The 17,442-nt window shown below is 69.5% G+C and carries 19 protein-coding genes and 1 other RNA gene; 15 read left to right on the forward strand and 5 right to left on the reverse strand.

Going from position 1 to position 17,442, the window contains the following annotated elements; all coding sequences use genetic code 11:
* The first annotated feature begins 76 nt into the window (after positions 1–76).
* Genes murA through hisC form a run of 4 tightly spaced genes read left to right on the forward strand, consistent with a single transcriptional unit; the run spans position 77 to position 4,420 of the window.
* Positions 77–1,336 (forward strand): UDP-N-acetylglucosamine 1-carboxyvinyltransferase, encoded by a 1,260-nt coding sequence (gene murA, locus QWY84_RS07205; protein WP_290201876.1) that lies wholly within the window; start codon positions 77–79, stop codon positions 1,334–1,336.
* Positions 1,337–1,361: 25 nt separating this feature from the next.
* Positions 1,362–2,003 (forward strand): ATP phosphoribosyltransferase, encoded by a 642-nt coding sequence (hisG, locus tag QWY84_RS07210; protein ID WP_290201877.1) that lies wholly within the window; start codon positions 1,362–1,364, stop codon positions 2,001–2,003.
* Positions 2,004–2,019: 16 nt separating this feature from the next.
* Positions 2,020–3,333 carry a histidinol dehydrogenase gene (hisD, locus tag QWY84_RS07215; RefSeq protein WP_290201878.1) on the forward strand — a complete coding sequence of 438 codons (1,314 nt, stop codon included), beginning with the start codon at positions 2,020–2,022 and terminating at the stop codon, positions 3,331–3,333.
* A complete protein-coding gene (gene hisC, locus QWY84_RS07220) occupies positions 3,320–4,420 on the forward strand; it encodes a histidinol-phosphate transaminase (RefSeq protein ID WP_290201879.1) in 1,101 nt (366 codons plus the stop codon). The genes hisD and hisC overlap by 14 nt, the downstream gene beginning before the upstream one ends.
* Before the next feature lie 32 nt (positions 4,421–4,452).
* Here hisC and QWY84_RS07225 read toward each other — a convergent pair whose 3' ends face one another.
* A complete protein-coding gene (locus QWY84_RS07225) occupies positions 4,453–5,646 on the reverse strand; it encodes a S1C family serine protease (protein ID WP_290201881.1) in 1,194 nt (397 codons plus the stop codon).
* Positions 5,647–5,735: 89 nt separating this feature from the next.
* Here QWY84_RS07225 and QWY84_RS07230 point away from each other — a divergent pair, with 89 nt between their 5' ends.
* From QWY84_RS07230 to QWY84_RS07255, 6 genes are all read left to right on the forward strand, one after another.
* Positions 5,736–6,491, forward strand: a complete 756-nt coding sequence (locus QWY84_RS07230) for a Nif3-like dinuclear metal center hexameric protein (RefSeq protein ID WP_290201882.1) — start codon at positions 5,736–5,738, stop codon at positions 6,489–6,491.
* Between the two features lie 274 nt (positions 6,492–6,765).
* Positions 6,766–7,362, forward strand: coding sequence for a ubiquinol-cytochrome c reductase iron-sulfur subunit (gene petA, locus QWY84_RS07235; RefSeq protein ID WP_290201884.1), 597 nt, complete (start codon positions 6,766–6,768; stop codon positions 7,360–7,362).
* On the forward strand, positions 7,362–8,597 hold the full coding sequence (locus tag QWY84_RS07240) for a cytochrome b (RefSeq protein WP_290201885.1): 1,236 nt from the start codon (positions 7,362–7,364) through the stop codon (positions 8,595–8,597). The genes petA and QWY84_RS07240 overlap by 1 nt, the downstream gene beginning before the upstream one ends.
* Positions 8,597–9,328, forward strand: a complete 732-nt coding sequence (locus tag QWY84_RS07245; RefSeq protein WP_290201886.1) for a cytochrome c1 — start codon at positions 8,597–8,599, stop codon at positions 9,326–9,328. Before QWY84_RS07240 ends, QWY84_RS07245 begins: the two co-directional genes overlap by 1 nt.
* A gap of 52 nt (positions 9,329–9,380) precedes the next feature.
* The gene (locus QWY84_RS07250; RefSeq protein WP_290201888.1) at positions 9,381–10,004 is read left to right on the forward strand and encodes a glutathione S-transferase N-terminal domain-containing protein; all 624 of its coding nucleotides are present in this window, start codon (positions 9,381–9,383) and stop codon (positions 10,002–10,004) included.
* 76 nt (positions 10,005–10,080) lie between these two features.
* Positions 10,081–10,482 carry a ClpXP protease specificity-enhancing factor gene (locus tag QWY84_RS07255; protein WP_290201889.1) on the forward strand — a complete coding sequence of 134 codons (402 nt, stop codon included), beginning with the start codon at positions 10,081–10,083 and terminating at the stop codon, positions 10,480–10,482.
* A gap of 7 nt (positions 10,483–10,489) precedes the next feature.
* Here QWY84_RS07255 and QWY84_RS07260 read toward each other — a convergent pair whose 3' ends face one another.
* From QWY84_RS07260 to QWY84_RS07275, 4 genes are all read right to left on the reverse strand, one after another.
* Positions 10,490–11,080: a BON domain-containing protein gene (locus QWY84_RS07260; RefSeq protein ID WP_290201890.1), complete on the reverse strand. Its 591-nt coding sequence runs from the start codon at positions 11,078–11,080 to the stop codon at positions 10,490–10,492.
* 4 nt (positions 11,081–11,084) lie between these two features.
* On the reverse strand, positions 11,085–11,675 hold the full coding sequence (locus QWY84_RS07265; RefSeq protein ID WP_290201891.1) for a phosphoheptose isomerase: 591 nt from the start codon (positions 11,673–11,675) through the stop codon (positions 11,085–11,087).
* Between the two features lie 178 nt (positions 11,676–11,853).
* Positions 11,854–12,210 (reverse strand): YraN family protein, encoded by a 357-nt coding sequence (locus QWY84_RS07270; protein ID WP_290201893.1) that lies wholly within the window; start codon positions 12,208–12,210, stop codon positions 11,854–11,856.
* A 23-nt stretch (positions 12,211–12,233) separates the two neighbouring features.
* The gene (locus QWY84_RS07275) at positions 12,234–14,153 is read right to left on the reverse strand and encodes a penicillin-binding protein activator (RefSeq protein WP_290201895.1); all 1,920 of its coding nucleotides are present in this window, start codon (positions 14,151–14,153) and stop codon (positions 12,234–12,236) included.
* A 57-nt stretch (positions 14,154–14,210) separates the two neighbouring features.
* Between QWY84_RS07275 and rsmI the strand changes: the two genes are divergently transcribed.
* The 5 genes from rsmI (at position 14,211) to ftsL (ending at position 17,434) form a co-directional block, all read left to right on the forward strand.
* Positions 14,211–15,059: a 16S rRNA (cytidine(1402)-2'-O)-methyltransferase gene (gene rsmI / locus QWY84_RS07280; protein WP_290201897.1), complete on the forward strand. Its 849-nt coding sequence runs from the start codon at positions 14,211–14,213 to the stop codon at positions 15,057–15,059.
* Between the two features lie 15 nt (positions 15,060–15,074).
* An RNA gene (rnpB, locus tag QWY84_RS07285) (RNase P RNA component class A) lies at positions 15,075–15,427 on the forward strand.
* A 315-nt stretch (positions 15,428–15,742) separates the two neighbouring features.
* Positions 15,743–16,201, forward strand: a complete 459-nt coding sequence (gene mraZ, locus QWY84_RS07290; protein WP_290201899.1) for a division/cell wall cluster transcriptional repressor MraZ — start codon at positions 15,743–15,745, stop codon at positions 16,199–16,201.
* Between the two features lie 13 nt (positions 16,202–16,214).
* Complete coding sequence (gene rsmH / locus QWY84_RS07295) at positions 16,215–17,150, forward strand: 16S rRNA (cytosine(1402)-N(4))-methyltransferase RsmH (protein ID WP_290201900.1); 936 nt, start codon at positions 16,215–16,217, stop codon at positions 17,148–17,150.
* Positions 17,147–17,434: a cell division protein FtsL gene (ftsL, locus tag QWY84_RS07300; RefSeq protein WP_290201902.1), complete on the forward strand. Its 288-nt coding sequence runs from the start codon at positions 17,147–17,149 to the stop codon at positions 17,432–17,434. Before rsmH ends, ftsL begins: the two co-directional genes overlap by 4 nt.
* Positions 17,435–17,442: the final 8 nt, after the last annotated feature.

Genomic DNA, 17,442 nt, shown 5'->3' on the forward strand with positions numbered 1-17,442 from the left:
GGTTGACGGGCCCCGGCAGGACCGACGATGCATCCCCCGGGGCCGGCGCGCCCCGCCCAGACCGGACACGGATCCCATGGAGAAACTGATCATCAACGGCGGCGGGGCCCTGGACGGCTCCATCCGCATCTCCGGCGCCAAGAATGCGGCCCTGCCCATCCTGGCCGCGAGTCTGCTTGCCGACGGTCCCATGACCATCGGCAACATCCCGCACCTGCACGACATCACCACCACCATGGAGCTGCTCGGGCGCATGGGCGTGCGCCTGACCGTGGACGAGCGCATGCGCATCGAGGTGGACACGGCGCCCATCAGCTCCCTGCACGCGCCCTACGAGCTGGTGCGGACCATGCGGGCGTCCATTCTCGTGCTGGGCCCCCTGCTCGCCCGCTACGGCGAGGCGGACGTGTCGCTGCCGGGCGGCTGCGCCATCGGCTCCCGCCCGGTGAACCTGCACATCGACGGCCTTACCGCCATGGGGGCGGAGATCGCGGTGGAAGGGGGCTACATCCGTGCGCGCGCGAACCGGTTGCAGGGCGCCCGTATCGTCATGGACCTGATCACGGTCACCGGCACGGAGAATCTCATGATGGCGGCGACCCTGGCCGAGGGCACCACCGTCATCGAGAACGCGGCGCGCGAGCCGGAGGTGGTGGACCTGGCGGACTGCCTCAACGCCATGGGCGCGCGGGTCAGCGGCGCCGGCACCGATACCGTGGTGATCGAGGGCGTGGACCGTCTCTACGGCACCAGCTACCAGGTCCTGCCGGACCGCATCGAGACGGGCACCTATCTGGTCGCCGCCGCCATGACCGGGGGGCGCGTGACGCTGCGCGATACCCGCGCGTCCCTGCTGGACGCGGTGCTGCAGAAGCTGCGCGAGTGCGGCGCCGACCTGCAGGTGGGCGAGGACTCCATCAGCCTCGACATGCAGGGGCGCCGCGCGCGTGCCGTGAGCCTGCGCACCGCGCCGTACCCCGCCTTCCCCACGGACATGCAGGCGCAGTTCTGTGCGCTGAACGCCGTGGCGGAGGGGGCGGCGACGGTGACGGAGACCGTGTTCGAGAACCGCTTCATGCACGTGCTGGAGATGCAGCGCATGGGCGCGGATATCCGGCTGGAGGGCAATACCGCCATCTGCCGGGGCGTGTCCGCGCTCAAGGGGGCTCCGGTCATGGCGACGGACCTGCGCGCCTCGGCCAGCCTGGTGCTGGCCGGGCTGGTGGCCGAAGGCGAGACCGAGGTGGATCGCATCTACCACATTGATCGCGGCTACGAGTGCATCGAAGAGAAGCTGGCGCAGCTGGGCGCGGACATCCGCCGCGTGCCCGCGTGACCGCCGGCCGACGGGGAGCCATGCCATGACCGAGACGCTGACCATTGCGCTGTCCAAGGGGCGCATCCTCGACGATACCCTGCCGCTGCTGGCGCATGCCGGGGTCGAGCCCCGGGATGATCCGGACAGCAGCCGCAAGCTGGTTCTGGATACCTCGGAACCCGGGGTGCAGCTGGTGATCCTGCGCGCCACCGACGTGCCCACGTACGTGGAGTACGGCGCCGCCGACGTCGGCGTGGCGGGCAAGGATGTCCTCCTGGAGCACGGCGGTGCGGGGCTATACGAGCCCCTGGACCTGGGCATCGCCCGCTGCCGCATGATGGTGGCCGGCTACCCCGGCGCCAACGCCGGGCGGGGCAAGGTCCGGGTGGCGACGAAGTTCGTCAATATCGCCCGGCGCTACTTCGCCGAGCAGGGCCGGCAGGTGGAGACGGTGAAGCTGTACGGCTCCATGGAGCTCGCCCCCATCGCCGGGCTGGCGGATCTCATCGTGGATCTGGTGGACACCGGCAACACCCTGCGCGCCAACGGCCTGGAGCCGCTGGAGCACGTGGCGGACATCAGCTCGCGGCTGATCGTCAACAAGGCCGCCATGAAGATGAAGCACCGCCGGATCAAGGCATTCACGGAACGGCTCGCCGATGCCGTCGGCGTGCAGGCGGCCTGAGCGCGGGAGAGATAGCATGGTCGAGATTACGCGACTGAGTACCACGCAGCCGGATTTCTGGGAGAGCCTGGAGCGGCTCACCAGCGACGCCACGGACGACGATCTGGCCGTCGAGCGCGTGGTCACCGAGATCCTGGAGAGCGTACGGCGCGAGGGCGACGAGGCCGTGCTGCGCTATACCCGCGAGCTGGATCGCCTGCACGCGAGCCGCGTCGCCGACCTGCAGGTTCCGCCGGAGCGGCTGCAGGCTGCCTTCGAGGGGCTGGAGCCGGCGCAGCGGGAGGCGCTGACCCACGCCGCCGAGCGCATCCAGGCCTACGCCGAGCACCAGCGCATGGAGTCCTGGGAGTACACCGAGGACGACGGCACGCTGCTGGGCCAGAAGATCGCGCCCCTGGACCGGGTCGGCCTGTACGTGCCCGGCGGGCGGGCGGCCTATCCGTCGTCGGTGCTCATGAATGCCATCCCCGCCAGCGTGGCCGGCGTCGGCGACATCGTCATGATGGTGCCGGCGCCGGACGGCGAGCTGGACCCGCTGGTGCTGGCGGCGGCGTACCTGGCCGGCGTCACCCGCGTGTACACCGTCGGCGGCGCCCAGGCGGTGGCCGCGCTGGCCTACGGCACGGCAACGATCCCGGCGGTGGACAAGATCGTCGGCCCGGGCAACGCCTACGTGGCCGCGGCCAAGCGGCGCGTGTTCGGGCGCGTGGGCATCGACATGGTCGCCGGCCCGTCGGAGATTCTGATCATCTGCGACGGCCAGACGGAGCCGGACTGGATCGCCATGGACCTGTTCTCCCAGGCGGAGCACGACGACATGGCGCGGGCCGTGCTGATCTGCCCCGACGCCCGCTACCTGGACCAGGTGCAGCAGTCCATGGAACGGCTGCTGCCGGGTATGGAGCGCTCGGAGATCATTCGCGCGTCGCTGGCCAATCGCGGCGCGCTCATCTGCGTGCGCGACCTGGTGGAGGCCGAGGAGGTCACCAACTACGTCGCCCCCGAGCACCTGGAACTGTCCGTGGCCCAGCCGCGCCGCATGGCCGAGCGCATCCGGCATGCCGGCGCCATCTTCCTGGGCCGCCACACGCCGGAAGTGCTGGGCGACTACTGCGCCGGGCCCAACCACGTGCTGCCCACCGGCCGCACGGCGCGCTTCGCCTCACCGCTGGGGGTGTACGATTTCCAGAAGCGCAGCAGCCTGATCCAGGCGACCCCGGAGGGCGCCGCCCGTCACGGACGGATCGCGACCGTGCTGGCCGAGGCCGAGGGGCTGACGGCCCACGCCGAATCCGCGCGCTACCGGATCCGCGACCATGAGCAGGGCTGAGGCGCCGGCCGAGCGCATCGCGCGCCTGGTGCGCCCGGCCGTGCAGGCCATGGAGGCCTATCACGTGCCGCCGGCCGCCGGCATGGTCAAGCTGGACGCCATGGAGAATCCGTACCCCTGGCCGGGCGAGCTCCGCGACGCCTGGCTGCAGGCCCTGTCCGGGGTCAGCGTCAACCGCTATCCCGACCCCACGGCGGCGGCGGTCAAGGAGCGCCTGCGGCGCGAGGCAGCCGTTCCGGACGAAGCGGGGCTGCTGCTGGGCAACGGCTCGGACGAGCTCATCCAGCTCCTCGGCCTGGCACTGGGCGGCGAGGCGCGGACCGTGCTGACGCCGGCCCCGGGGTTCGCCATGTACCGCCTGATCGCCGGCTTCACCGGCATGGGCTATGCCGAGGTCCTGCTCGGCGAGAACGATTTCGCCCTGGATACCGAGGCCATGCTGGCGGCCATCGACCGCTACCGGCCGGCCATCGTCTATCTGGCGTATCCCAACAACCCCACGGGGAATACGTTCGATGACGCCGGCATGGAGGCGGTGATCCGGGCCGTGCCGGGGATCGTGGTGGTGGACGAGGCCTACGAGCCGTTCTGCGGGCGTACGTGGATGTCCGCCCTGGCGCAGCACCCCCATCTGCTGGTCATGCGGACCGTATCCAAGATGGGGCTCGCCGGGCTGCGCCTGGGCTACCTGGCGGGGCATCCCGACTGGCTGGCCCAGCTCGAGAAGTGCCGGCTGCCCTACAACATCAACGCGCTGACCCAGGCCAGCGCCGCGTTCGCCCTGGATCATGCCGGGCACCTGCGGCAGCAGACCGAGGCGGTCCGCCGCGAGCGCGAGCGGCTCCATCAAGCCCTGGACCAGCGCCCGGAACTGGCAGTGTGGCCCAGCGAGGCGAACTTCATCCTGTTCCGCACCCCGCCCGGCGGGGCGGGCGCGATTCACGGCCGGCTGCGGGACGACGGCGTTCTCGTCAAGTGCCTGGACGGCGCCCATCGTCTCCTGGCGGACTGCCTGCGGGTCACCGTGGGCACGCCGGAAGAGAACGACCGCTTCCTCCGGGCGCTGGATGCCGCCCTGCGGGCCTGACGGCCGGCGCCGCTAGTGTCCGGGGCAGGACACTAGCGCTGCTGCTGGAGCTGTTCGGCGGCCGGGCGCTCCCGCACCGTGAGCTCCTGCTGGAACCGCTCGCCGTCGCGCAGGCCCGTCAGGGTCACGGTGTCGCCGGGCTCCTGGTCGCTGATGCGCATGAGCACTTCCTGGCTGCTGGTCATGCGCTCGCCGTCCACCGACAGGATGACGTCGCCCGGTGCGAGACCGGCCTCGTCCGCCGGGCCGCCGCGCATCACCCCGGCGATGAGCACCCCCTCGGTGGTGTCGAGCCCGAAGGATTCGGCCAGGGACGGCGTGACGTCCTGGATCTCGACGCCGGCCCAGCCCCGGATCACCCGGCCTTTCTCGATGATGCTCTCCATGACCCCCCGGGCGAGGGCGGCGGGGATGGCGAAGCCGATGCCGTGGGAGCCGCCCGAGCGGCTGAAGATGGCCGTGTTGATGCCGATGAGCTCGCCGTGGGCGTTGACCAGTGCCCCCCCGGAATTCCCCGGGTTGATGGCGGCGTCGGTCTGGATGAAGTTCTCGAAGGTGGTCAGGCCCAGGTGGCTGCGCCCGGTGGCGCTGACGATGCCCTGGGTGACCGTCTGCCCCACGCCGTAGGGGTTGCCGATGGCCAGCACGACATCGCCGACGCGCAGCTCGCCCGAGTCCCCGACGGTAATGCCCGGCGGATCCTCCAGGTCGATCTCCAGCACCGCCAGGTCGGTCTCCGGATCGGTGCCCACCACCCGCGCCGTGCGTGCGCGGCCGTCGTTGAGGGACACCTGGATGGCATCCGCGCCCTCGATGACGTGGTTGCTGGTGAGCACGTGCCCCTGGTCGCCGATGATGACGCCGGAGCCGAGATTGGTCTGGGTGCGCCCGGGGGAGCGGCTCTCCTCCCGGTCGCCGAAGAAACGCCGGAACAGGGGATCGTCGTAGAGCGGATGCCGTCGGGCCACCCGCGTGGCGGTGAATATGTTCACCACCGCGGGCGCGGCTGCCTCCACGGCGTCGGCATAGGAAACCGGACCCTGCCGGCGTGCCGCGGGCTCGCTGCCGGCGGCGCTGTCGCGGCCCGACTCCCGGACCGTGACCACCTCCTGGTCCTCCCCCGGCAGGACCAGGACGCCGGGGAACAGCCACACGATGGCGATGGCCACCGCCACGCCGATCAGGGAATAGCTCAACAGGAAGCGCAGGGCGCGTCGGGTCTGCATGTCGGTTCCAGCCGCCTCGGTGTAGAATCGGACGCCATTGTAACCGCAGCGTTGCCGTGGGGAACCATGGTGATGGCAAGGGAGGACCGATGGAGCCGCGACAGCTCGCCGACTACGTGGACGGACTGCTGGAAGCCCACGCATTCCGCGACTATGCCCCCAACGGCCTGCAGGTCGAGGGCACCCGGCCAGTGCGACGCCTGGTCTCCGGGGTGACCGCGTGCCAGGCCCTGCTGGATGCGGCCGTGGAGCGCGATGCCGATGCCGTGCTGGTCCACCACGGCTATTTCTGGAAGAACGAGGACGCCCGGGTGACCGGCATGAAGGCGCAACGGCTGCGCACCCTGCTCGGCCGCGGCATGAGCGTGCTCGCCTATCACCTGCCCCTGGACGCCCACCCGCGCCTGGGCAACAACGCCTGCCTGGCACGCGATCTCGGGCTGACCGTGACCGATACCTTCGATACCGGCACCGATCGGCCGCTGGGCATGGTGGGCGAGCCGTCGGAGCCGCTGGCGCTGTCCGCGTTCACCGACCGGGTGGCCGGGGCGCTGGGCCGGGAGCCCGTGACGGTGGCGGGCGGCAGCCACGCCATCCGGCGGCTGGCCTGGTGCAGCGGCGGCGGCCAGGGGTTCATCGATCACGTCGCCACCCTGGGCGTGGACCTGTATCTCTCCGGCGAGATCTCGGAGCCCACGGTGCATACCGCGCGGGAGTGCGGGCTGCACTATGTCGCAGCGGGGCATCATGCCACCGAGCGCGGCGGTGCCCGTGCGCTGGGGGAGCACCTTGCGGAACGGTTTGATCTCGAGCACGTCTTCGTCGACATCGACAGCCCGGCGTAGACCCGCCAGACGGGGTGTCCGGCGAAACGCGCAGGGCTCGCCCGGCTTGACCTCCCGGGTCGGATGTCGGATCCTTGTGCGCCGTGTCAGCCGGGCCACAGGGGGCTGCTGTGCCCTCGCGCCGGACCAGCGACCACGTCATTCGGGTGTGCCCCGTGGAACATGCTGGCGCCGTGCGGTGCCCGGGACGCGGCCGCCCGCCGCGAGTCGCCGGCCGTTCGCATTCGCACAAGTACTACCGAGTCCGTTGTTTCAACCCAGTTAGGGGGCATGAATGAATCAGGAAGGCGCGGACAAGAGCAGGCGCCGCTTTCTGACTGCGGCGACATCCGTGGTCGGAGGGGTGGGCGCCGCGTTCCTGGCGGTACCCTTTATCGCCTACTGGCGCCCCAGCGCCCGGGCGCAGGCGGCCGGGGCGCCCGTGGAGGTGGATATCTCCGGGCTGGAGCCCGGGCAGCTGATCAACGTCAAGTGGCGGGGGAACCCGGTCTGGCTGTTCCGCCGGTCGGAGGAGCAGCTGGAGGAGCTGGACACGATCGAGGACGTGCTGCGGGATCCGGACTCCAGCCAGCCGCAGCAGCCGGAGTACGCGCAGAACCAGTATCGCTCCATCAAGCCGGAGATCATGGTGCTTGTGGGGATCTGCACCCATCTCGGGTGCTCGCCGCTGTATCGTCCCGAAGAGAAGCCCGAGGGCATCGATGACAAGTGGGTCGGCGGCTTTTTCTGCCCCTGCCACGGCTCGTACTTCGACCTGGCCGGCCGCGTCTACCAGGGCGTGCCCGCGCCGCTGAACCTCGAGGTGCCGCCCTACTACTTCATCGATGACAGCACGGTCCTCGTGGGCGAAGACGAAGAAGGAGCAGCCTGATGAGCGAGACCAGGACATCCGGCGGGCTGGTCGGCTGGATCGATGACCGTTTCCCCATGACCAAGATGTGGCGCGAGCACGTCTCCGAGTACTACGCGCCCAAGAACTTCAACTTCTGGTACTACTTCGGGTCGCTGGCGCTGCTGACGCTGGTCATCCAGGTGGTGACCGGGATCTTCCTGACCATGAACTACGTCCCCTCCGATGCGCGCGCGTTCCAGTCCGTGGAATACATCATGCGCGACGTCCAGTGGGGCTGGCTCATCCGCTACATCCATACCACGGGGGCGTCGGCCTTCTTCATCGTGGTCTACCTGCACATGTTCCGGGCGCTGCTGTACGGCTCCCACCAGAAGCCCCGGGAGCTGCTGTGGCTGTTCGGCTGCCTGATCTTCCTGGCGCTGATGGCCGAGGCCTTCATGGGCTACATGCTGCCCTGGGGGCAGATGTCCTACTGGGGCGCGCAGGTAATCATCTCGCTGTTCGGCACGATTCCCTACATCGGGCCCGACCTGGCGCAGTGGATCCGCGGCGATTTCGTCGTCTCCGAGATCACGCTGAACCGCTTCTTTGCGCTGCACGTGGTCGCCGTGCCGCTGGTGATCATCTTCCTGGTAGTGGCCCATATCCTGGCGCTGCACGAGGTCGGGTCGAACAATCCCGACGGCGTGGACATCAAGAAGAACAAGGACGAAAACGGCGTACCGAAGGACGGCATCCCCTTCCACCCGTACTACACGGTGAAGGACCTGGTCGGCGTCGGGGTGTACTTCATCCTGTTCTCGGTGATCGTTTTCTATCTCCCCGAGTTCTTCGGCATGTTCATCGAGGCGCCGAACTTCGAGAAGGCCAACCCGCAGGTCACGCCGGACCACATTGCGCCCGTGTGGTATTTCGCGGCCTTCTACGCCATGCTCCGCGGCGTCCCCGACGCCTTCGGCGGTGTGGTGGTCATGGGCACGGCGGTGCTGATCCTGTTCGTGCTGCCCTGGCTGGACCGGGGCAAGGTCCGCTCGATCCGCTACCGGGGGCTGAGCTACAAGGTGGCCCTGACCCTGTTCGCCCTGTCGTTCGTGCTGCTGACCTACCTGGGCACGCAGCCGCCGACCACGGTGTACACGATGCTGGCCCGGCTGGGAACGGTGGTGTACTTCGGCTTCTTCGTCTTCCTGTTCATCTACACGGCCTTCGGCCTGGAAAAGACCAAGCCGGTTCCGGAAAGGGTGACGTCCTGATGAGAAAAATCCTGCTAATGCTGACGCTCGTCGTCCTTCCAGCCGTGGGCTGGACAGCGGGTGGCGGTGGTGATCGCCTGGATCCGGAAGTGGATCCGCACGACAAGGCCTCGCTGCAGCGGGGGGCCAAGCTGTTCGCGAACTACTGCATGGCCTGTCATGAGGCGGAGCTGATCCGCTACAATCGCATCGCCAACGATCTGGGGCTGGACGAGGATCTGGTCGAGCAGTACCTGATGTTCAAGCCGGACACCCAGATCCACGACCCCATGACCAACGCCATGACCGAGGCGGACGCGGAGCAGTGGTTCGGGGTACCGGTGCCGGATCTGTCCCTGACGGCCCGGCGCCACGGGCCGGGCTACATCTATACGTTCCTCAACCGGTTCTACGTGGATGAGGAATCGCCCACCGGCTACAACAACACCGTCATCGAGGGAACGGCCATGCCGCACGTCCTGGAGACCCTCCAGGGGCGGCAGAAGCCGGTCTACGAAGAGGGCCACGAGGACGAGGCCCCGGTGGACTTCGAGGTGGAGGAAGGCACCGGCTCCATGAGCCAGGCCGAGTACCGGGCGGCGACCCGGGATATCACCAACTTCCTCGACTACGTCGCCGAGCCGGTCAAGGCCCAGCGGCAGAATCTCGGTGTCTGGGTCCTGCTGTTCTTCGCCGTCTTCACGGTGCTGGCGTACTTCCTCAAGAAAGAGTTCTGGAAGGACGTCCATTGACCTGCGGGGTGCCGGTTCGTGCCCGGCATCCCGCCGTACGCGGGAGTGCCGAATGGCCTCAGTGAACAAGCGTTCCATCATGACCCTGTTCTCCGGGGCGAGCTGCCCCTACAGCCACCGGGTACGCTTTGTTCTGGCCGAGAAGGGAATCCAGGCCGAGATCCACAACGTGGACGCGGACGCCGTCCCCGAGGATCTCATGGAACTCAATCCCTACGGGGGCGTACCGACGCTGGTGGACAGGGACCTGTGTCTCTATGAACCGAAGATCATTGTCGAGTACCTGGACGAGCGCTTTCCGCATCCGCCCATGATGCCGGTGGATCCGGTGTCGCGGGCCAAGGCGCGGCTCGCCCAGTACCGTATCGAGCGCGACTGGTACGGGCTGCTCGAGGATCTCGAGCACGGCGACAAGGCGGCCCGGGAACGCGCCGCCCGGGCCCTGCGGGAAGAGCTGATTGCGGCGGACGAGCTGTTCGCCCAGGAAGAGTGGTTTCTCAGCGAGGAGCGTACCGTCATGGACCTGGCGCTTGCGCCGCTGCTCTGGCGTCTGGCGCGGTACGGCGCCGACCCGGGGGACGACGCCCCGGCGCTGCGCGCCTACCGCGAGCGCCTGTTCGGCCTGGATGTCTTCCAGGCCAGCCTGACCGACGTCGAGCGCACCATGCGCGGGTGATGAGAAGGTCAGTACGTACAATTCGCAAGGAATACCGGGCCCGTGCCCGGGGAGTCTGCTCGTGATGGATGTCCCGATGACCTCAAGTCGTCCCTACCTGATCCGCGCCCTCTACGACTGGATCGTGGACAACGGCCTCACCCCGTATCTGCTGGTGGACGTGACCAAGGAAGGCCTGTACGCGCCCATGGAATACGCCGACAACGGCCGGCTGGTGCTCAACATCTCCCAGCGGGCGGTGCGGGCGCTGGAGCTCGGCAACGACCTGATTGCCTTCAGCGGGCGGTTCGGCGGCAACGCCCTGGACGTGGAAGTCCCCGTGCGGGCGGTCATGGCCATCTATGCCCGGGAGAACGGGCAGGGCATGCTGTTCAATGACACCGATGACGACCCGCCGCCGTCGGGCAGCGACGGCGAGCAGTCCACGGACAACCAGGCGCAGACGTCCCGGCGGCCGAATCTCCGCGTCGTGAAATAGCCTCGCGTCAGTCGGGGTAGTCGAACAGCCGGACCACTTCGCGGACGCCGCTGATCCGCCGCACCGTGTCCACCACTGCGTCCGCCTCGTCCCGGGTCACCGGCCCCAGCAGGTACAGCCGCGCCCGCTCGGCCACAATGCGGATGCGGCCGGTGTCCAGGCTTTCCGGCTCGTCCAAGGTCGTGACCCGGGTGCGTGCGGCGGCCGCCAGCAGGCTGTCGCGGGTGCGCGCGAACACCGAGCTCAGGGGGGCGATGACGAGCTCGTTGTAGACGGCGTCGGCGCCGCTTTTCTCCCGGGCCAGGCGCGCGATGCGCCGCCCCGTCTCGCGGTCCGGGACCTCGCCGGTGAGCAGGGCGGTAGCGTGGAAGACCGTGACGTTGATATGGGACTCGTACTGCAGGGTCTCGTCGCTGAAGATCTCCGCCATGATCCGCGAGCGGATCCGCTGGTCCGCGATGCGGTCGCCCAGGGAACGCGCCTGCGGGGCGTCGCCCGGGGCGGCACCGCCACTGTCGGGCGCGCTCGCGCAGCCGGCGGCGGCAAGGGCCAGCACGGCGACGATGAGCCACGTTGCCCGGGTTCGCCAGTGCAGCATGCGCCTACTCCGCGCCGAACAGCGTCCGGTCGATCTGGTCGCACAGGCAATGGATCACCAGCAGGTGGATCTCCTGGATGCGGGCCGTGACCGTCGCCGGAACGCGGATCTCCACGTCGTCGTCGCCCAGCATCTCGCCGATAACGCCGCCTTCCTTGCCGGTGAACGCCACCACCGGCATCTGGCGCTCGTGGGCGGCGCGTACGGCCGCCGCCACGTTCGGTGACTGGCCGCTGGTGCTGATGGCCAGCAGAATATCGCCGCTCTGGCCCAGCGCCCGTACCTGCTTGGAGTAGATCTCCTCGAATGCGTAGTCGTTGGCGATGGACGTCAGCGTCGAGCTGTCGGTGGTCAGCGCAATGGCGGGCAGCCCGGGCCGCTCCATCTCGAAGCGGTTGAGCAGCTCCGAGGAGAAATGCTGCGCGTCCGCGGCGGATCCCCCGTTGCCGCAGCTGAGGATCTTGCCGTCGCTGCTGAGGCACTGGACCATGAGCTCGCCGGCGCTCACCACCGCGGGGGCGAGGACGTCCATGGCCATCTGCTTGCAGCGGATGCTGTCGTGGAAATGCTGAATCACGCGGTCGTGGGAATCCATGTCGTCTCCATCGGCTCCCGTTTAGCGGGACTCTACGAGTGTCCTGTGGCCCGAGTTCGCTGGATCTTGCCTGACCTCCGGGCCGCCGAGGCAAGGCTTTCGGTCCGAGAGGCCGGCGCGCCCTGCGGCGCGGCCGGCAGCACCGCATCAGCGGCCCGGCGGCGGGCGCCGGCGCCGGTCACGCCCCGCTGTCGAACGCGTTCGCTACCCATTGCAGGTCATCCCCGGTGATCGCCACCACGTCGAAGCGGCACGGGCGGTCCAGCCGGTGCCGCTGGAGGTAGGCGTGTGCCGCGCGGATGAGCCGTTGCTGCTTGACCGGGCCTACCGATTCCAGGGGGCTTCCGTGTGCCGCCGCCCTGCGGAAGCGTACCTCGACGAAGACCAGCGTGGCGCCGTCCTCCATGACCAGGTCGATCTCGCCCCGGCGCGAGCGTGCGTTGCGTTCCCGCAGCCGCAGGCCCCGGGCCTGGAGATAGCGACAGGCCCGCTGCTCGGCCGATTGTCCGCGTTCCCTGCGGCTTGGTCCCTGCATGTGCGGCTACTTCGGGCAAAGGGTCAGTCTGCGGCGGCACCGTCGCCGCCGGCCGCGTCCAGCCCCGGGAGCTGCTCGCGTTCGCCTGATGGTTGCAGGCGTTCCACCTCGCCGTCGTGGAAGCGTGCCGGCAGCACCTCGCGGTGGACGTGGCCGCTGCCGTCAATGCGCAGCAGACCGGTCGCCCCTTCCAGGCGCTCGCCCTGGTTGTTGCGCAAGGTGGCCAGGTACGGAATCAGGCGATAGGCATCGGTGCCCAGGGCGTACAGCGGCGCGTGCCGGTCGACGTCGTCCCAGATGCCTGCCAGCCGGGAGCGCGTCGGCTGGAGGGCGTCGCCCTCGCCAAGCATCCACGGCATGTCGAAAAAGACCACGCCGGCCATGTCCCGGGATTCGGCGACATCCTCGCGCCCCTCCCACGCGTGGGAAGTGGCCATCACGGGCAGGTCGAGGGCGTGGTGGAAGCGCAGCTGCGGGCGAATGAGGCGCGCCTGTCGGGGGAAGGCCGCCACGAACACCACATCGACATCCTGGCGGCGCCGCGGCTCGAACTCGATGGCGCGGTTGATGGTCCCGCGGAGCCGGCTGGCGCGTTCGCTGCTGGCCTCCAGGGCGAGCATGCGGCGGATCGGCAGGGAGAAATCGGTCTGGTCCTCGCGGTAGCGCTCCCGCGCAACCACGGTACCGCCTTCGGCGTCGTAGGCCTGCGCGAAGGCCTCGCCGATGCGCTCGCCCCAGTCGTTGGCCGGGTGGAGCACCGCGGCGCGGCGATGACCGCTGGCAAGGGCGTGGCTGGCGGCCTGCCGCGCCTCGTGCTCCGGCAGCAGGCCGAAGCGGAAGAGATTGCCCGGGAGCTCGTCCTCGCGGCTGGAGCGGTTCAGCGCCAGCATGGGCACGGGCAGCGTGCTGCTTTCCGCGAACACGTCCACGGCCGGGCGGGTGAGTGGCCCCACCACCAGATCGGTCCCCGACTGGACCGCCTGCATGTAGGCGGCCCAGGGGTCCTCTCCGTCCTCGCCGATGTCCCGGATCCGGATCTCCGGGGCGCGGTCGTCGTCCACCAGGCGGGCCGCCAGGAAACCGTTGCGCACTGCTTGCGCCGCCGCCGCGCGGCCGCCGGACAGCGGCAGGAGCAGCGTGATCCGCTCCGGGTCCAGGACCTGGGTGCGGTACCTCGCCATGATGTCTTCGGCGATCCGCCCGGCCGCCGGATGATCGGGATAGCGCTCCCGCCACTGCGCCACGGCCTCTTCCATGCGCTGCGGGTCGAGCCGGTAGTTGCGCACGAGGAAGGTGAGCTCGATCCAGCCGCCGTAGACGTCGGGCGCCGGCGGCATCCGCTCGCGCAGCCGCTCCATGGGGACCTCGGCGAGGGTGTCCCGCAGCTGCTCCCGGTTGCGCTCGAGGCGCTCGCCGTCCGGCAGCAGTTTCTCCAGGCCGGCACGCGTCTCGGCGCTGGCCAGCAGCCGGCCCAGGCGGTATTCGGCGTCGGCCCGCGTCTCCAGCAGGTCGGCGGCCCGCCGGGTTTCGCTGGGCAGCCGCCGGTTCACGCGTTCCAGGGCGGTCTCGTAGTCGCCCCGTGCCAGGGCCACTCGCGCCAGGACCACGCTGCGGAAATCGACGATGGCGGCGGGGCTGTCCTCGTCTACGGCGATCCGCCGCGCCAGGCGCTCGCCGCGCTCCAGGCGGCCCGAGTCCACCAGGGTGGCCGCCGCGCGCAGGGTGTACTCCTGCTGCAGGGGCGGGTCTTCCGCCTCGGCGGCGTCCAGGAAGGCGGCCGCGGCCGCCTCCGGGTCACCATCGGCAAGGGCCTGCTCGGCCCGGTCCACGGCGGGGTGGCGCTGGCGCTCTTCCTGCAGCGGCGCGCAGGCCGCCAGCACCGCGACGAGCAGGAAAACGGCCAGGCGCGCCGGCCATCTGGGGAACTGGTCGTGCATCGACATGGCGGATCCGTCACTATGGCGGGCTTGAGTCTATCAGCAACCACGACAGGGGGGAACGTGTCGCCGGGAGCAGGCATTCTGTACGTGGTGGCCACGCCCATCGGCAACCTCGGGGACATGACCCCGCGCGCCGTGGAGATCCTCCGCGGCTGCGACCTGGTGGCAGCGGAGGATACCCGGCACAGTGGCCGCCTGCTCGCGCACTTCGGCATCCGCGCCAGCCTGCGCAGCCTCCACGAGCACAACGAGAACGAGCGCACCGGGGAGCTGCTCGACCGCCTTGCGGCGGGAGCGAGCATCGCCCTGATCAGCGATGCCGGAACGCCGCTGGTCAGCGACCCCGGTTACCAGCTGGTGCGTGGTGCGCATCAGGCGGGTGTCCGGGTGATTCCCGTGCCGGGCGCGTGCAGCCCGGTGGCAGCGCTGTCGGCGTCCGGCCTGCCCACGGACCGCTTCAGTTTCGAGGGCTTCCTGCCCGCACGCGCCGGTCCCCGCCAGCGGCGCCTTCAGGCCCTGGAGCAGGAGCAGCGGACCATGGTTTTCCTGGAGTCGTCCCACCGCATCGAGGCCTCGCTGGAAGCCATGGCCGCCGTGCTGGGCGAGGGGCGCGAAGCGGTCATGGCCCGCGAGATCACCAAGGCCCACGAGACCGTACGGGCGGCCACCCTGGCCGGGCTGCGGGACGAGGTCCGCAGCGATCCGGACCAGCGGCGCGGCGAGTTCGTGCTGGTGGTCGCCGGCGCGCCTGCGGCCAGCGCGAGCGACGCCGAGCAGGACCGGGTCCTGGGCCTGCTCCTCGCCGAGATGCCCGTGAAGCGGGCGGCGGCGCTGGCCGCCCGGATCCTGGACCGGCCGCGCAACGACTGCTATCGACGGGCCCTGGCGCTGCGTGACGACAGCGAGTGATGATAGAATCATTGCGGAGTCGGCCAGGCAATCGCTGCCGGTCCGCGACCGGCGGAGGAAAGTCCGGGCTCCACAGGGCAGGGTGCCAGGTAACACCTGGGAGGCGTGAGCCTACGGAAAGTGCCGCAGAAAACAGACCGCCGATGGCCCTGCGGGGCACAGGCAAGGGTGAAAAGGTGCGGTAAGAGCGCACCGCGCGGGTGGTAACACGCCGCGGCACGGTAAACCCCACCCGGAGCAAGACCAAATAGGGGAGCAGGGGTGTGGCCCGCACCGCTCCCGGGTAGGTCGCTTGAGGCGCACGGTGACGTGCGTCCCAGAGGAATGATTGCCCGAGACAGAACCCGGCTTATCGGCCGGCTCCGTAGTTCTGCGTGCGCGCCCCGTGATGCTGTCGCCTTTCCGGTGGGCGGTGTCCCGGGGCGTTTCTGATTCCTGTCCCCCGCTGTCGCTGCGCTCGTTGCGACCCCCTCGCGTGGCGACCTCAACCCGCTGATTTCAATAACAATTCCACGCCCCTCCCGGCGTCGTTGTGCGACGACAGCCCGCGTTTCTTAAGTTCTTGTCACACAAGAAAGAATTCGGTTCTCTTCGGTTGACAGGTGGGACACGGCCTACCTATAGTGTGACGAAGTGGGATAAAGTGGCACGAAATGGAATAACAGGGGGCGCCGGCGCATACCGTGTTTCGAGTTCGGGGGGTTGCCAATCTCAGCCTGGATGACAAGGGGCGCATGAGCTTTCCGAGTCGCTTCCGCGACAAGCTCATGAGCTTCTGTGAGGGCGAGATCGTGGTGACCGCAGACCCGGAGCGTTGCCTGCTGGTCTATCCCGTCCCGGAATGGGAAGAGATCGAGGACAAGCTCATGGCTCTGCCGTCGCTGAACTCCTACGCCCGCTCGCTGCAGCGCGTCTATCTCGGCCATGCCACCGAGGCGCAGCTGGACGGCAGCGGGCGCGTGCTGCTGCCGCCGCCCCTGCGGGAGTTCGCCGGCCTGGACAAGCGGGTGGTGCTCGTGGGCCAGGGCAAGCGGTTCGAGCTGTGGGACGAGGGCACGTGGAACGAACGTTTCGACCACTGGTTGTCCGCGGCTGCGGACAAGGAGGGGATGCCGGAAGAGCTGCAGCAGCTCTCCCTGTGACCCGAGGGCAGCCATGACCGCGGAAGACGAACACCGGCCGGTGCTGCTGGCCGAGGCAGTGGAGGCGCTCAACGTGCGACGCGATGGATGGTACGTCGACGGGACCTTCGGGCGCGGCGGCCATGCGACGGCCCTGCTGGACCGGCTCGGCCCCGACGGCCGGCTCTGGGTTCTCGATCGCGACCCGGATGCGATCGCGGCGGCGCACGAGCGCTTCGGCGCCGACAGCCGGGTTCGCATTCGTCATGCGTCGTTCGCGGAGCTCACGGAGATCCTGCATGCCGACGGCGCCACCGGCGTGGACGGCATCCTGCTGGATCTCGGGGTTTCGTCGCCGCAGCTGGAGGCGGCCGGGCGCGGGTTCAGCTTTCGCCATGACGGTCCCCTGGACATGCGCATGGATTCCTCCTCCGGAGAGACCGCGTGGCAGTGGCTGGCGCGGGTGGATGAGCGAGAACTCGTCCGGGTGCTGCGGGTCTACGGCGAGGAGCGGTTCGCGCGCCGGATCGCGCGCGCCGTGGTGCGGGCCCGGGAGGCGGGGGAGCTGCCGGAGACCACCCTCGGCTTCGCCGATCTGGTGGCCGCCGCCGTGCCGTACCCGGATCGACACAAGCATCCGGCGACGCGCACGTTCCAGGCGCTGCGCATTGCCGTCAACGGCGAGCTCGACGCGCTGCGCTCCGGCCTGGACCAGGTCGTGGAGCTGCTGCGCACCGGCGGGCGTCTGGTGGTGATCAGCTTCCACTCGCTGGAGGACCGGATGGTCAAGCGGTTCATCCGCAGCGTCGGCGAGCAGCGGGACCTGCCCGCCGACATTCCGGTGATCCCGGAAGGGCTGCGCGCGCGGATGCAGCCCGTGGGCAAGGCGATGCGGCCGGGCGAAGGGGAAACCCGGGGCAACCCCCGGGCACGGAGTGCGGTGATGCGCGTTGCGGAGCGGGTGGCATGAATGCCCGGGTCACCGTCGCGCTCCTGCTGGCGGCGGCGATTGCCGTGTCGGCGGTGGCGGTGATCTACAGCGAGCACCGGAGCCGCGCGCTGTTCGCCGAGCTCCAGGAGCTCAATCGCGAGCGCGACGCGCTGGATGCGGAGTGGGGGCGCCTGCGGCTGGAACAGGGTGCGTGGGCGACCCACGGGCGGGTCGAGCGCCTGGCCCGCGAGGAGCTCAACATGATTATGCCGGGGCAGGAGGACGTGGTCGTCCTGCGCCGGACGGAGACGGCCGGTGACTGAGCCGGGAA

The organism is Aquisalimonas lutea (genome assembly GCF_030409225.1).
In the GTDB taxonomy this organism is placed as follows: Bacteria; Pseudomonadota; Gammaproteobacteria; order Nitrococcales; family Aquisalimonadaceae; genus Aquisalimonas; species Aquisalimonas lutea.

Bases quoted from the DNA above. Each gene is read 5' to 3' on its own strand.
- QWY84_RS07250 (WP_290201888.1), top strand. From the start codon at position 9,381: ATGGCCTCAGTGAACAAGCGTTCCATCATGACCCTGTTCTCCGGGGCG.
- hisC (WP_290201879.1), top strand. From the start codon at position 3,320: ATGAGCAGGGCTGAGGCGCCGGCCGAGCGCATCGCGCGCCTGGTGCGC.
- QWY84_RS07230 (WP_290201882.1), top strand. From the start codon at position 5,736: ATGGAGCCGCGACAGCTCGCCGACTACGTGGACGGACTGCTGGAAGCC.
- hisG (WP_290201877.1), top strand. From the start codon at position 1,362: ATGACCGAGACGCTGACCATTGCGCTGTCCAAGGGGCGCATCCTCGAC.
- QWY84_RS07265 (WP_290201891.1), bottom strand. From the start codon at position 11,675: ATGGATTCCCACGACCGCGTGATTCAGCATTTCCACGACAGCATCCGC.
- murA (WP_290201876.1), top strand. From the start codon at position 77: ATGGAGAAACTGATCATCAACGGCGGCGGGGCCCTGGACGGCTCCATC.
- hisD (WP_290201878.1), top strand. From the start codon at position 2,020: ATGGTCGAGATTACGCGACTGAGTACCACGCAGCCGGATTTCTGGGAG.
- QWY84_RS07270 (WP_290201893.1), bottom strand. From the start codon at position 12,210: ATGCAGGGACCAAGCCGCAGGGAACGCGGACAATCGGCCGAGCAGCGG.
- QWY84_RS07275 (WP_290201895.1), bottom strand. From the start codon at position 14,153: ATGTCGATGCACGACCAGTTCCCCAGATGGCCGGCGCGCCTGGCCGTT.
- ftsL (WP_290201902.1), top strand. From the start codon at position 17,147: ATGAATGCCCGGGTCACCGTCGCGCTCCTGCTGGCGGCGGCGATTGCC.
- QWY84_RS07245 (WP_290201886.1), top strand. From the start codon at position 8,597: ATGAGAAAAATCCTGCTAATGCTGACGCTCGTCGTCCTTCCAGCCGTG.
- QWY84_RS07225 (WP_290201881.1), bottom strand. From the start codon at position 5,646: ATGCAGACCCGACGCGCCCTGCGCTTCCTGTTGAGCTATTCCCTGATC.
- petA (WP_290201884.1), top strand. From the start codon at position 6,766: ATGAATCAGGAAGGCGCGGACAAGAGCAGGCGCCGCTTTCTGACTGCG.
- QWY84_RS07255 (WP_290201889.1), top strand. From the start codon at position 10,081: ATGACCTCAAGTCGTCCCTACCTGATCCGCGCCCTCTACGACTGGATC.
- QWY84_RS07240 (WP_290201885.1), top strand. From the start codon at position 7,362: ATGAGCGAGACCAGGACATCCGGCGGGCTGGTCGGCTGGATCGATGAC.
- QWY84_RS07260 (WP_290201890.1), bottom strand. From the start codon at position 11,080: ATGCTGCACTGGCGAACCCGGGCAACGTGGCTCATCGTCGCCGTGCTG.
- rsmH (WP_290201900.1), top strand. From the start codon at position 16,215: ATGACCGCGGAAGACGAACACCGGCCGGTGCTGCTGGCCGAGGCAGTG.